Annotated in this window: 11 protein-coding genes, 1 other RNA gene and 1 pseudogene; 8 read left to right on the forward strand and 5 right to left on the reverse strand. The window is 47.3% G+C overall.

Annotation, left to right across the window (positions count from 1 at the left end; translation table 11 throughout):
- Positions 1-264 precede the first annotated feature (264 nt).
- The 3 genes from trmB to HMPREF2907_RS03255 are packed head-to-tail and all read left to right on the forward strand — an operon-like array spanning position 265 to position 2,496.
- Positions 265-972: a tRNA (guanosine(46)-N7)-methyltransferase TrmB gene (trmB, locus tag HMPREF2907_RS03245; protein ID WP_070680028.1), complete on the forward strand. Its 708-nt coding sequence runs from the start codon at positions 265-267 to the stop codon at positions 970-972.
- Between the two features lie 19 nt (positions 973-991).
- The gene (locus HMPREF2907_RS03250; protein WP_070498526.1) at positions 992-1,621 is read left to right on the forward strand and encodes a riboflavin synthase; all 630 of its coding nucleotides are present in this window, start codon (positions 992-994) and stop codon (positions 1,619-1,621) included.
- Between the two features lie 8 nt (positions 1,622-1,629).
- The gene (locus tag HMPREF2907_RS03255; protein ID WP_070680031.1) at positions 1,630-2,496 is read left to right on the forward strand and encodes an ATP-binding protein; all 867 of its coding nucleotides are present in this window, start codon (positions 1,630-1,632) and stop codon (positions 2,494-2,496) included.
- A 1,964-nt stretch (positions 2,497-4,460) separates the two neighbouring features.
- Here the strand turns inward: HMPREF2907_RS03255 and ssrA are convergent.
- From ssrA to ygfZ, 4 genes and pseudogenes are all read right to left on the reverse strand, one after another.
- Positions 4,461-4,823, reverse strand: a transfer-messenger RNA (tmRNA) gene (gene ssrA / locus HMPREF2907_RS03260).
- 121 nt (positions 4,824-4,944) lie between these two features.
- On the reverse strand, positions 4,945-6,945 hold the full coding sequence (rep, locus tag HMPREF2907_RS03265) for a DNA helicase Rep (protein WP_070680034.1): 2,001 nt from the start codon (positions 6,943-6,945) through the stop codon (positions 4,945-4,947).
- Positions 6,946-6,975: 30 nt separating this feature from the next.
- A pseudogene (locus tag HMPREF2907_RS13140) lies at positions 6,976-7,090 on the reverse strand (IS5/IS1182 family transposase); the annotation flags it as partial.
- Positions 7,091-7,182: 92 nt separating this feature from the next.
- Positions 7,183-8,040 carry a CAF17-like 4Fe-4S cluster assembly/insertion protein YgfZ gene (ygfZ, locus tag HMPREF2907_RS03270; RefSeq protein WP_070680037.1) on the reverse strand — a complete coding sequence of 286 codons (858 nt, stop codon included), beginning with the start codon at positions 8,038-8,040 and terminating at the stop codon, positions 7,183-7,185.
- Between the two features lie 120 nt (positions 8,041-8,160).
- Here ygfZ and HMPREF2907_RS03275 point away from each other — a divergent pair, with 120 nt between their 5' ends.
- From HMPREF2907_RS03275 to recR, 3 genes are all read left to right on the forward strand, one after another.
- The gene (locus HMPREF2907_RS03275; protein ID WP_070680040.1) at positions 8,161-8,514 is read left to right on the forward strand and encodes an ArsC family reductase; all 354 of its coding nucleotides are present in this window, start codon (positions 8,161-8,163) and stop codon (positions 8,512-8,514) included.
- Between the two features lie 81 nt (positions 8,515-8,595).
- Positions 8,596-10,131: a SurA N-terminal domain-containing protein gene (locus HMPREF2907_RS03280; RefSeq protein ID WP_070680043.1), complete on the forward strand. Its 1,536-nt coding sequence runs from the start codon at positions 8,596-8,598 to the stop codon at positions 10,129-10,131.
- A 76-nt stretch (positions 10,132-10,207) separates the two neighbouring features.
- A complete protein-coding gene (gene recR, locus HMPREF2907_RS03285) occupies positions 10,208-10,828 on the forward strand; it encodes a recombination mediator RecR (RefSeq protein WP_070680045.1) in 621 nt (206 codons plus the stop codon).
- A 92-nt stretch (positions 10,829-10,920) separates the two neighbouring features.
- Here the strand turns inward: recR and HMPREF2907_RS03290 are convergent, their stop codons facing one another.
- The gene (locus tag HMPREF2907_RS03290) at positions 10,921-11,205 is read right to left on the reverse strand and encodes a hypothetical protein (RefSeq protein WP_016687900.1); all 285 of its coding nucleotides are present in this window, start codon (positions 11,203-11,205) and stop codon (positions 10,921-10,923) included.
- 213 nt (positions 11,206-11,418) lie between these two features.
- Between HMPREF2907_RS03290 and HMPREF2907_RS03295 the strand changes: the two genes are divergently transcribed.
- Positions 11,419-12,669 carry a lipoprotein-releasing ABC transporter permease subunit gene (locus HMPREF2907_RS03295; RefSeq protein WP_070635672.1) on the forward strand — a complete coding sequence of 417 codons (1,251 nt, stop codon included), beginning with the start codon at positions 11,419-11,421 and terminating at the stop codon, positions 12,667-12,669.
- On the forward strand, positions 12,662-13,348 hold the full coding sequence (gene lolD / locus HMPREF2907_RS03300; protein WP_070680048.1) for a lipoprotein-releasing ABC transporter ATP-binding protein LolD: 687 nt from the start codon (positions 12,662-12,664) through the stop codon (positions 13,346-13,348). Before HMPREF2907_RS03295 ends, lolD begins: the two co-directional genes overlap by 8 nt.
- Positions 13,349-13,436 lie beyond the last annotated feature (88 nt).

A 13,436-nucleotide genomic window follows, 5' to 3' on the forward strand; every position in this document is an offset into this window, starting at 1 on the left:
TCCTGATTTAAATTTAATCCACTATATAATGAATGAACAAGAATGCGTGCCTAAGCTTCAAGTGAGCCATTTAGTCATGCTTTAAAACAGCAAACAAACGAGTTCGGCAGGATTGATACTGTCAGCAGCTTGGCTTATGCTTGTTTATCAACGATAAACCGAACCGTTTAACGGTTGACCCCATACATTCAGAGGTCGTCTGAAACCATATCGCAGATTTTTAGACGACCTTTCCCCAGTTTTATCAGATACAAGAAATGATTTATGAACGAAATAACTCTGGATTCCACCGTTCCTGAAGCGCACAAACGCTCCATCCGCAGCTTTGTGTTGCGTCAAGGACATATGACTGCGGCGCAGCAGCGTGCCATTGATACGATGTGGCCGCAATTCGGCATCGATTACCAAGATTCCGTGTTGGATTTGAATCAGCGTTTCGGCAGCGACCGTCCCAAGGTGTTGGAAATCGGTTTCGGCATGGGTGTGGCGACTGTTGAAATTGCCAAGCGCCTGCCTGATACCGACTTTTTGGCGATTGATGTGCACGGTCCCGGCGTCGGCAACATTTTGAAATTGATTGAAGAAGAACGCATCGGCAATATCCGCGTGATGCGGCACGATGCGGTCGAAGTGGTGGAAAATATGCTTTCAGACGACGTACTCGACGGCATCCACATTTTCTTTCCCGACCCTTGGCACAAAAAACGCCATAACAAACGCCGCTTGGTGCAAACGCCGTTTGTGCAGAAACTGCTGCCCAAGCTGAAAGTCGGTGGTTATATCCATCTGGCGACCGACTGGGAAGAATACGCGCAGCAGATGCTGGAAGTGTTGAGCGGTTTTGACAATTTGCAAAATACCGCCGCTGATTACGCGCCTACGCCCGACTACCGTCCCGAAACGAAATTTGAAGCCCGCGGCAAACGTTTGGGGCACGGCGTTTGGGATTTGGTTTTCAAACGCATCAAATAAACCGATTGGAGAATCTCCCATGTTTACAGGTATCGTCCAAGGTGTCGGCGAAATTATCGCTATCCGCGAACCGTCCGCCGATTTCCGTACCCATGTCGTCAAACTGCCCGATGGGATGACCGAGCATCTGCAAATCGGCGCATCCGTCGCCAACAACGGCTGCTGCCTGACCATTACCCAAATCAACGGCAATGCGGTCAGCTTTGATTTGATGAAAGAAACCTTGGAAAAGACCAATTTGGGTCGTCTGAAAACGGGAGATGCCGTCAATCTCGAACGTGCCGCCCGTTTCGGCGATGAAATCGGCGGACACGTCATGAGCGGGCATATCATGACGACTACGCAGATTACGCGGATAGAGCGAAGCGAGTTTAACCGTACGGTATGGTTTGCACTGCCGACTGAACTCAAACCCTATATTTTGAGCAAAGGCTTTGTCGGCTTGGACGGTTGCAGCCTGACCATAGGCGATGTTGCCGAAACGGAATTCAATGTCCACCTGATTCCGGAAACTTTGACGCGCACTTTGTTTGGCAGCCGGAAAGAGGGTGACATCATCAATATCGAAATCGATCCGCAAACCCAAGCCGTTGTCGATACCGTAATGCGCGTGATGGCGCAGCAAAATCCTGCTACATCAGGACGATAGGAGCACATATGAAACTCGCCGCCTTTTTGCAAAAAGCCTATTCCGTTTTGGACCGTCTTGATTTGGTGTTGCCCGAAAAACCCGGTAAAACCGACTGGAACGCTTTGGCATACCGTTGGCACAGCGTCGGTAAAAAAGGGATTTTGGAGAGCCTGCCAAACCCGCATACATTCCCGCTCGACCGTCTGGCTGCCGTCGGGACGCAAACCGAAAAACTCAAACGCAATACCGAGCAGTTTTTGGCAGGCCGCTCTGCGAATAATGTTTTGATGAGCGGTTCGCGCGGAACGGGCAAATCCTCGCTGGTCAAAGCCCTGTTGCACGAATATGCCGAACAAGGGCTGCGCCTGATTGAAGTTGATAAGAGCGATTTGGTCAGTCTGCCTGCGCTGCTTTCCTTGTTGAAAGACCGTCCCGAAAAATTTATCGTATTCTGCGATGACCTGTCGTTTGAAACCGGTGATGAAACCTACAAAGCCCTAAAAACCGCATTGGACGGCGGTTTGTCGCAAAGATGCAGCAAAGTGTTGGTGTACGCGACGTCCAACCGGCGCCACCTGATGCCTGAATATATGGATGAAAATATCGGGACAACGGGCATACGCGGCGAAATTCATCAAAAAGAAGCTGTTGAGGAAAAAATTTCCCTGTCCGACCGTTTCGGTTTGTGGTTGAGTTTTTATCCGTTTGATCAAAACGACTACCTCCAAGCGGTTGAAAATTGGTTGGATGATTTCGGCGTGGATTTTGATGAAACGGCACACAAGGCGGCATTGCAATGGGCGCAAATGCGTGGCAACCGCTCGGGGCGTTCAGCTTGGCAGTTTGCGTGCGATTGGGCGGGACGTTTGCCGGAACAACGGGTTTTGGATTGAGTTTTTGGGAAATAGGTCTGCCGTACTGAAATCTGCGGGAGGATAATGATTGGTAACGCTTTTTTCGCTTCAATTTCTTCCGACAGCATCGCTTTGAATCTCTATATGAGGTCTTTGCAAAATTCCCCAAAATCCTCTAAATTCCCCCCAAGACACTTAGGGGATTTTCCATAAGCACCTTCTTCCAGCAAACCGCACAAGCCAGGCTAAGTGTGTCTGTTGCCGCCTAAAAGGCGGCCCGGATTCCTGATTATAAGGTGTCTGGGGAGAATTAAGGGGGTATTTGGGTAGAATTAGGAATAATTAGGGATAGAAACAGCCGAAAACCTGTGTTTGGGTTTCGGCTGTCGAGGGAATCGACAGGCTTAAAGAAAAGATAATTAATTGATGATATAGGTTTCACTTTTCACTGAGTGAAAGAACTAGGTCCTTGCAATCATCTTTCAGCCAAGCAAGGCTGTCTGCCTCAATACCCCTTTTGATTGGACTTGCTCTCGACAATCTGCCCATTGCCCGTAAGTATGACTTTCTGCATCAGTGCAGATATGCTTTGAGCAAGTCTTAAAGTGCCTTTAACCGGGCATTTATCACAGTCGTTAACGGCAGTGACTGCTGTACCGGATTCCATTTGCACTAATAACGCTGATCTGATCTTTTCAGCCGCCGATAAACCAGGTCCGAATAACGTTAGCAATACCTACATCTGCGCACAGGATATTGGAACCTTGTCCGCTCAATCGGTGCCTGATTAGGCTCAACAGATTGGGAAGTGTACCTGACCAAGTTCTACGGTTAATGAGTTTTGCCAATGTCTCGGGTAGAAAACATTTTAAAAATATCAATCCATTGATATTTAATGTTATTTTTAATTTATATTAAAAACAATTCGGCACGCAGCATTAACAGAACCTAGTTCCATTACATGAATGCACTTGTGACTATCGTACTTTTTATAGGGATAACTAACTACGTCAATCCAAAGTAACCTGTTATTCACTCAGTGAACAAGGGCTTTTCCACGTTTCAAACCGCCATATGTCTGCCAATATTCATCCTTCTTTGAGAATGGGCTGAAAAAAATTTTAGGGCTTTTTGCTGCTAATATAGCAGGTACCGATATATACAATGGATATATACAATGGATGCGCACCTGACATTGTATATATCCCAACGGTAAATTATCCGCCACGACGCAGTGTGGAACACAATCTGCCGTGGACAATGGATTAACTAAGCCGCTTAAAGGCGAACTCTAAATTTGGAGAAAAAATGCAAACAGAAAGACGACTCAGGTTACCAGATGTCCGCCACATGGTTGGCTACGGTACTAGACCACTTACTGCAAATCCTAATTACTCATATGGAGGATTGAATATGCTGAACCAAATCCAGTTGAAATGATACGCTGAATTGTCAGGCTATTCAGAAAAGGCTTTAAGGGACAAAATTAGTACCGGCGTTTGGGTAGAGGGACTAAACTACTACCGTGCGCCCGACCGCCACATCTTAATCAACGTAAAATAGGTAGAAAAATGGCAACGAAACGAATACCAACCGGTGTAGTTATCCGCGATCGCAGTATAAAAATCAAAATATGGTTCATGTATCAGGGTAAATGATGTTGGGAAAGCCTGCCGCTCAAGCCCACCACTGCCAATATCAGCCACGCCACTAAACTCAGAGAAGAAGTATAGACCCTAATCGCCATCGGCTTATTCGACTACGCCGAACTCTTCCCAGACTCCAAACGGGCGGAAGAAACGAAGCGCGGCCCCACCTTCCGGTGAGATGGCCGAAGCACAGCACCATGAAGATGATAATTGAAAATTATTTCCGCTGGATTGACTTGGCCGACAAGCAGCGTAAAAAGTCTAAAATCGAGCAGCTTTTTGATGGGAAATGTGCCAATAATGTGCCAAAAAACACAAAAATTAAGATAAGTATTGGATACTTATCGGATATCTTGGTGGAGGCGGGGGGAATTGAACCCCCGTCCGAAAGTCCTCTACAGAGCGTTCTACATACTTAGTCGTGTCTATTTAAAATCTCGTTCCTATCATGCCGACCGACAGGCCTTCTAGAAACCAGTTACCTTGAATCTTATTTCCCACCAAGTAACCCGGCGGAAAACCAGTCAATGTAAGATGACGTTGCGGTAGCTTGCGCTACACAGCCCATTGACAGACTGCTGCAACGGCAGGCCTTAAGCGGCCAGTGCGTAAGTTTCGTCGTTTGCGACTATTTAGATTCAGTGTTTTACGGGAAATCTGAGACCCCGGTATGCCCGCATCTGCTTTGCAACCCCCGTCGAAACCAAGATCGCCCCCAGATGTGAAGGATTGATTATACGTCTACTAGGCTGTTTTGCCAAGCAGAACGGGTATAACAATGGTCGTCTGAACACGCAGTTCAGCTTTCAGACGACCTTTTACCTGCCCCTCTCTCGTTTCAGCCCTTCCCTTTCGCCGCCAACATATCCAACATCCCTGCCAGATGACTTCTGCCCTCTTCCTTGCTCACAATCGGCTCGCCGCCTTTGCGTCCTAAAATCTTGATATCTTCCTGCGGCATTTCGTCTATGAAGCGGCTGGGTTCGGGGAACTGCCATGTGCCTTGTTTTTTGCGTTTGACGCAATGGGTCAGCGTAAGCTGGCGTTTGGCGCGGGTAATGCCGACGTACATCAGGCGGCGTTCTTCTTCGACGTTGTCTTCTTCGATGCTGTCGTTGTGCGGCAGGATGCCCTCTTCGCAGCCGACGAGGAAGACGTAAGGGTATTCCAAGCCTTTTGAGGCGTGCAGGGTCGAGAGTTTGACGGCATCGACTTCTTCTTCGCTTTTGCCTTCCAAGAGCGTCATTAGGGCGACGGTTTGGGCAAGTTCGATGATGTTTTTGCCGTCTTGTTCGCCTTTGCGCTCTAGCCAGCCTGTCAGGTCGCTGACGTTGCGCCATTTGATTTCGCCGGCTTTGCCTTCTTCGCTGGCAAGCAGATGGTTTTCGTAGTCGATTTCTTTGAGCAGGCCGTTGATGAGTTCCCCAGCTTCACTGGTTTCCGCTTTGGCGCGGTAGCTGCCGAACATATCCATAAAGGCTTGCAGGTGTTGGCGGTTGGTATTGTTCAGCAAGGCAAGGGCTTCTTCGGTTTGTGCGGCTTCATACAGGCTGCATTCGTGTTCGTGCGCGTAGGTGTTGAGCTTGCCCAGTGTAACGTCGCCGATGCCGCGTTTGGGTGTGGTTACGGCGCGCAGGAAGGCGGGATCGTCGTTGGGATTGGCAAGCAGACGTAAATAGGACAAAACGTCTTTGATTTCGGCTTTGTCGAAAAAACTCTGCCCGCCGGAAAGTTGATAGGGAACGCGCGCGCTGCGCAAGGCTTCTTCAAAAATCCGCGCCTGATGGTTGCCGCGGTATAACACGGCGAAATCGGCGTATTGGGTTTTGTCGCCGCCGACCAGCTTCTGCTTGACGATTTGGCTGACAACCCAGTCGGCTTCGTGTTGCTCGTTTTGGCAGGCAACGACTTTGACGATTTCGCCTTCACCGAACTGCGACCAAAGTTTTTTGGTGAACAGCTTGGGGTTGTTTTCGATCACTTTGTTGGCAATTTTGAGAATCCGCGCGGTGGAGCGGTAGTTTTGCTCCAGCTTGATGACCTTCATCTGCGGATAGTCTTCCTGCATTTTGCGCAGGTTTTCCATGTTCGCGCCGCGCCATGCGTAGATGGACTGGTCGTCGTCGCCGACGGCGGTAAACATGCCTTCCGCGCCGGTCAAGAGTTTCATCAGCGTAAATTGGCAGGTATTGGTGTCTTGGCATTCGTCAACCAACAGATAACGCAACCGCCGCTGCCATTTGTTGCGCACTTCGCTGTTTTGCTGCAACAGCACGGCGGGCAGGCGGATTAAGTCGTCGAAGTCCACCGCCTGATAGCTTTGCAAGGTTTCCTGATAGCTCGCATACACGCGCGCAATTTGTTCTTCCCAGGCGTTGGAGGTTGTCTGAAGTACGTCTTCGGGCGTTTTCAAATCGTTTTCCCACAGGGAAATCTGGTGCTGCGCTTTGAATAAGGCTTCTTTTCCCGTGCCGCCCAAAAGTTCGCCGATGATTTTGGCGCTGTCGGTGGAATCGAGGATGGAGAAGTTTTTTTTGTAACCGATATGGTTCGCCTCTTCGCGCAGAATCTTCATGCCCAAAGAGTGGAACGTGCAAATCGTCAGCCCGCGCGTTCGCGACTTGGGCAACATTTTGGCGACGCGTTCCTGCATTTCCGTAGCGGCTTTGTTGGTGAAGGTAATTGCGGCGACGGTATGCGGCAGATAGCCGACGTTGACAATCAAATGTTTGATTTTTTGCGTAATCACGCCGGTTTTGCCGCTGCCGGCGCCGGCAAGCACGAGCAGAGGCCCGCCGAGGTATTTGACGGCGGCTTGCTGTTGGGGGTTGAGTTTCATGGGGAAAGAGTAGGGGAGTGTGTGAGGAAGAATTATATATAGTGGATTAACTTTAAACCAGTACGGCGTTGCCTCGCCCTTACCGTACTATCTGTACTGTCTGCGGCTTCGTCGCCTTGTCCTGATTTAAATTTAATCCACTATAACAGCCGTCGAAACGGGATGTAAGGAGGAGACAAAAGGTCGTCTGAAACCTTATTCCGAAAGATTTCAGACGACCATGTTATGTTGGACAGGCTATTCTTCAGAAACGGAAAAGAAAAGTTTTTCCTGTTTCAATACGTTGCCGTCTGCATCCGTAAGAGGGGATTGCGCTGCGGAAAACTTGATGACGGCAAGGCTTAAGCTGCCATTTTCAGTTAGCGCAGTGTTGATGATTTGTCCGGCTTCCGCATCTTCGGAAACCACGCCTACACCTGCTGCTTCCAATGAATCTCCGCTCAATACCGCCAGCCCGCGTTTTACTTGGCCTCGATATTGGGCGCGCGCAATAATTTCTTGACCGGGGTAGCAGCCTTTTTTGAAATGTACGCCGCCGATGATGTGTTGGTTGAGCATTTGTGCAACAGCGGTTTCTTTGGTCGCGGCAGAAATCCATGGGTAGCCGCTGCGGATTTCGTGCAGATTCCACGCATTTTCGGCTTGGGCATCATATTCGGGGAGCTGCGCCGCTTCACCGATTTTCAGACGACCTTTATGGGGTAGGGGAATGGTATATACACCGTTTTCCAGTGATGCCTCGAAAGAAAGGTTGGGTGAGTCGGGCGGGGTAGCATGGCAGCTTTCATCGAGCATGCCTGCAACGGCAAAATCGGGTAGGGGGGTAAATTCGACTTTGGCGCGCAATACGAACATACGCAGCCGTTTCACGATAGATTCAGCCAAATCCGCCGCCATGACCAGCAATAAATCTTCCCCTCGGTTTAATACAACCATATTCGCCAAAACACGTCCCTTAGGTGTGTTGTAAGTCGCGTAGCAGGCATGATTTACAGGTAAGTGATTAATGTCATTAGATAGTTGGCCATGGAGAAATGAAGCGCGATCTTCTCCGCCGACACGGATGACGCTGAAAAAAGGTAAACGGCTTTGCATAGGGAATCCTTCTATAACCTGTTTCCCGATTAAGGGATTGCGGATAGGTATTCTAGCTTATTTCACTTGGGGAATGTAGTAAAATGAGAGCTTACCAAGCATCAGCAAGAAAGAAACAGCATGATTGAATTATACGGAATCACAAATTGCGACACAGTTAAAAAGGCACGCAACTGGTTGGCTGAAAATAATATTGTGTACGAATTTTCCGATTTTAAGAAAAACGCCCCAAGCGAGGCAGTTATCCGTCAATGGTTGGAACAGGTTCCTTTGGAAATCCTGCTCAACAAACGTGGTACGACATGGCGCAAACTTGACGATGCCGACCGTCAAGCTGCCGAAAATAGTCCGGACGGGGCGGTCCGACTGATGGCGAAAAATCCAAGTTTGATCAAACGTCCGGTTTTGCGTAAAGAGGGCAGGGTTTACGTCGGATTTTCTGTCGAAAACTATCAGAAGATTTTTTCGGAATAAAACGTCGTCTGAAAGATGCGGAATCCTTGAAAAAACGCTACAATGCGCGTTTGCCATTAACCATTACGCCCTCAAACCAATATGTTCCATACCGTTGAAAAATATAAAACTCCCGCCCAAATCCTACTGGGTCTAATCGCGCTGACCTTTGTCGGCTTTGGTGTCGAAACTGCGAGAAACTCCGGCTCCGACTATATCGTCAAGGTCGGCAGCGAAAAAATAAGCGACCATACCTTGAATAATGCCGTACAGGCGGATCAGGCCGCAGGCGGCGGGCAAAGCCGCGAAGCCATATTTAGCGGGTTGGTTCAGCGTGCCTACCTGAAAGAGGGCGCAAAGATGATGGGCATAGACGTATCTATGGATCAGGTTAAGCAGGCTATTGTTGATGATCCGGCATTTCATGATGCCAACGGTAAGTTCAGTCAGGCATTGTTTACGCAATATCTGAGCCAACGCCGTATGTCCGAAGACCAATTTATTGATGATTTGCGCGAGCAGTTTGCCTTGCAAAATTTGATTAACCTGGTTCAAAACGGGGCAATTATCAGCGATTCTCAGGCAGAGCAGCTGATTAAGCTGACTCAGTCAAACCGTACCATCCGTTCATTTACATTCAGACCGGAAACATTTGCGGCACAAGTCAAAACGGATGATGCCACTTTGCAACGTTATTATGAAGCGCATAAAAAAGATTATCTGATTCCCCAAGCCGTGAAGCTTGAATACGTTGCCCTTAATGCAGCTCATTTGGCGGAAAAACAAAGCGTCAGTGCGGATGAGGTCAAAAAAGTATTCGACGAAGAAGTTGCCGCATTGCCACAAAATGCCCCCAAGCCTGAGTTCGATAAAGAAAAAGAACGCATTGAGGCTGCTTTGAAACTTAAAAAAGCCTCCGCCGATTTTAATGCCTCCAAAGAAAAACTCGCTGAAGAAGCGTTTAATCATCCGAATTCCTTAGATGAGGCGGCGAAAAAACTAGGTTTGAAAATCGAAACTTCCGATCAATGGCTGACGCAGGCCGATGCCAAAGCAGCAGGTATGCCCGATGCGTTGACTAGCGCGGCATTCAGCGAAGATGTCTTGAAGAAAAAACACAATTCAGACATTATCAATATTGACAACAATACCGTTTGGGTCGTTCGCGCCAAAGAAGTCCGTGAAGAAAAAACAGCCGGATTTACCGAAGCGAGAGATAAAGTTCAGACTGCCTATGTCCGTAGCGAATCGGTAAAACTTGCCGAGAAGAAAGCGCAAGAAACTTTGGCGGACTTGAAAGCAGGAAAGAACGTAGATTTACAATGGTCGCCCGTTGAGCAGTTGTCAGCACAGGACGCTCGAAAATCCATGCCGCCCGAAGCCTACAACGAATTGGTCAAAGCCCGCCCTGCGAATGGCAAACCGGCTTTTGCTTTGTTGGAAGGGCTGCCTTCGCCGGTTATTATGGAAGTTCAAAGCATTGCTGCACCGGAAAATGTTTCTGCACAAATTCCCGCTGCCAAACAGGCTTTGGTACAAAATCAATCTGCCAATATATTCAGCCGGTTGCTGCAATATCTGAGTAAGCAGATTGAGCAGGTTCTGGGTTCGCAAAAACTGGATAATTCTGCCGAATAAAACGGCACATTTTAAGCAAACGGTCGGATATTCCCGACCGTTTCGTTTACAAATCCCTCAAAGGTCGTCTGAAAAAATGAGTAAATCACCCGATGCGTTGACACGCCTGATTAACGCTTTGAAAGTTCTGCCCAATGTCGGTCCCAAGTCTGCACAAAGGATGGCACATCAACTTTTGCAGCATAAACGGCAGGAAGCCGAAAATTTGGTTGAGGCTTTGCAATACGCTTTGTTGCAAGTTCAGCATTGCCGGATGTGCAACAATTTTTGCGAAAGTGATTTATGTGAGATTTGTTCGGATGCCAACCGTGATCCCTGCAGGCTGATGATAGTCCATATGCCTGCCGATGTTTCCAATATGGAAACAGCCAATTGCCATGACGGACTTTATTTCGTTTTAATGGGGCAGGTCAGTCCTGCCCAAGGCATGGATATTTCTCATATTTCTTTAGACAAACTGGTTGCGCGCCTGCAAAACAGCGAAGTTGAAGAAATCATTATTGCAACCAACTTTACCGCCGAAGGTGATGCGACGGCCTATGTGTTGGCAGAACTATTCAAACCTTTGCCCTATAAAGTCAGCCGCCTTGCGCGAGGCATTCCTTTAGGAGGAGAGCTTGAATACGTCGATGCGGGTACTTTGGCACAGGCAGTATATGAACGGCGTATGTTGAAAACCGATTCGATGGAAGAGTAGGGCAATCAACGCTAACAATGACAAAGGTCGTCTGAAAATGTTCAGACGACCTTTGTTATGAAAAAATGATGTAACGAAATCAATCGGATAAATTATTTACAGCTTACGCCTTGAATTTGCGGAGACGAACCGCTGCCGACTTTAAATGTACAGGTTGTCGCGCTGTTGCCGGATACGGTAACAATCCCGCTACCCGCATTCAGGCTGACAGGCTCTTTAACACCCATCCCGACTGCAGTCGCAGCCAGTTTTTGGACGTCTGCATCAGAGTAAGATGTGTTATTTGAACTAATTTTGATTTCTTTTGCGTATGAATTGGCACTCAAAGCCAAGCCGGCAGCAATGATGGGCAAAACCAAAATTTTACTGATTTTCATGAGGTTGTTTCCTTTTTTAATATCGGTAGTGTGTACCGTTTGCTCAGAATAAGGCCATATGACGGATTATGCAAGCCTCAGGGCGAAATTTACGGTACTTGGCAATTTGACCGTCGGCATTTACATACGGATGTCGGCTTATCGGAATGACTCGGACTAGGGCGGTATTTTACGGTACAATATCCGATTTTCAACATATACTGGAGCATTCGGATGGTTTCTTTGGAAACATGGATCGGACTTCGCTATCTCAGGGCGAAAAAACGCAATGGATTCATGTCGTTTATCACCATGATTTCAATTATCGGTATTGCATTAGGCGTTACCGCTCTGATTACCGTACTGTCTGTAATGAACGGTTTTCAAAAGGAAATCAGAGGGCAGTTACTGAATGTCGCCCCCCATGCTGAAATCGGTTATTACGATAATAGCAATGGGTTAGGATGGCAAAACCTTCGTGAAATCGTCAAAGATAAAAAAGAAGTGCTGGCAAGCGCGCCTTACATATCCGATCAAGCCTTGCTTGCCAATGCGGGGGAAGTTAGAGGGGTTCAAATCCGCGGTATCTTACCATCCGAAGAAAAGAATGTTGTAGATTATGGAAAAGATATGCCTGCGGGCAGTTTCGACAGTCTGAAACCCGGTAACTTCGATATTATTTTAGGAGAAGGCCTGGCTCAAGCTTTAGGCGCGGAAGTCGGAGGAAAAGTTACCGTTATCACCCCTGAGGGCAATGTTACCCCCGCAGGCGTCGTACCTCGTCTGAAACAGTTCAACGTCGTAGGCTTAGTCAAAACAGGCGTATATGAAGTAGACAATTCCCTGGCGATGACGCATATCCAAGATGCACAAGTATTGTATAGATTGGGTGAAAATTTCGGCGGGCTGCGCCTGAAACTGGCTGATCCGCAAAATGCTCCCTCGTTTACTGCAAATTTAATCCCGCCTTCCAAAAAAGATTCAATTTGGGTTAGAGACTGGACGTTCAATAACCGCAGCTACTTTGAAGCAGTAGAGTTGGAAAAACGCATGATGTTCATCATCCTGACGTTGATTATCGCCGTTGCAGCCTTCAATTTGGTATCGTCCTTAGTGATGGCGGTAACGGAGAAACAAGCCGATATTGCCATTTTGCGCACATTGGGTCTTGCGCCATCAGGAGTTATGAAAATTTTCATGGTACAAGGGGCTTTTGCAGGCTTTTTTGGAACGCTTATCGGCGTGGTATGCGGCGTATTACTCGGTTGGAATGTCGGCAAAATCGTTGCATTCTTTGAAAAAATTTTCGGCGTCCACCTTATCAACTCGCAAATCTATTTTATCGACTATTTGCCTAGCGACGTCAACATGCGGGATGTGGCGGTTATTTCCTGTATTTCTTTAGGATTGGCATTCCTTGCCACACTTTATCCAAGTTGGCGTGCAGCCAAAACACAACCGGCGGAGGCTCTACGATATGAATAACAATATTGTATTGAAATGCACAAATATCGGAAAAAGTTACAGGGACGGTTCATTAAACGTACAAGTATTGAAAAACCTGAATCTTGAAGTAAAAGAAGGAGAAGGTATCAGTATTATCGGTTCGTCAGGTAGCGGTAAATCAACCCTTTTACATATTTTAGGCGGTTTGGACAAACCATCAGAGGGGAAAATTACCCTGATGAATCAAGACATAAGCGATATGTCTCAGAGACAACTGGGAGAATTGCGCAATAATTATCTGGGTTTTGTTTACCAGTTCCATCATTTGCTGCCTGAATTTTCTGCACTTGAAAACGTAATGATGCCGCTTTTAATCGGCAAAAAAAACAAAGCGGAAGCAGAAACACAAGCTGCCGATATGCTCGAAAAAGTTGGATTGAAACAAAGGATATTACATCGTCCAAGCGAACTGTCAGGAGGTGAAAGACAGCGCGCTGCTATCGCAAGAGCCTTAGTTACACGCCCCAAATGCCTTCTGGCTGATGAACCGACAGGTAATTTAGATAGGAAAAATGCCCAAAACATTTTGGACATGATGATGGATCTGAAAACAGAATTAAATACAAGTCTGATTGTTGTTACTCATGATGATGAGCTTGCTGTACGGTTTGAAAGAGTAATGACCATGCAGGATGGATACTTACAAAGTAAAGCATGATATACAAATTCGCATAATGTATATTATGTTAAATTTTATACTATCGTATCATTAAAAAGTCGTCTGAAAACTTTTTCAGACGACCTTT

The organism is Neisseria sp. HMSC055H02, from assembly GCF_001813335.1.
In the GTDB taxonomy this organism is placed as follows: Bacteria; Pseudomonadota; Gammaproteobacteria; order Burkholderiales; family Neisseriaceae; genus Neisseria; species Neisseria sicca_C.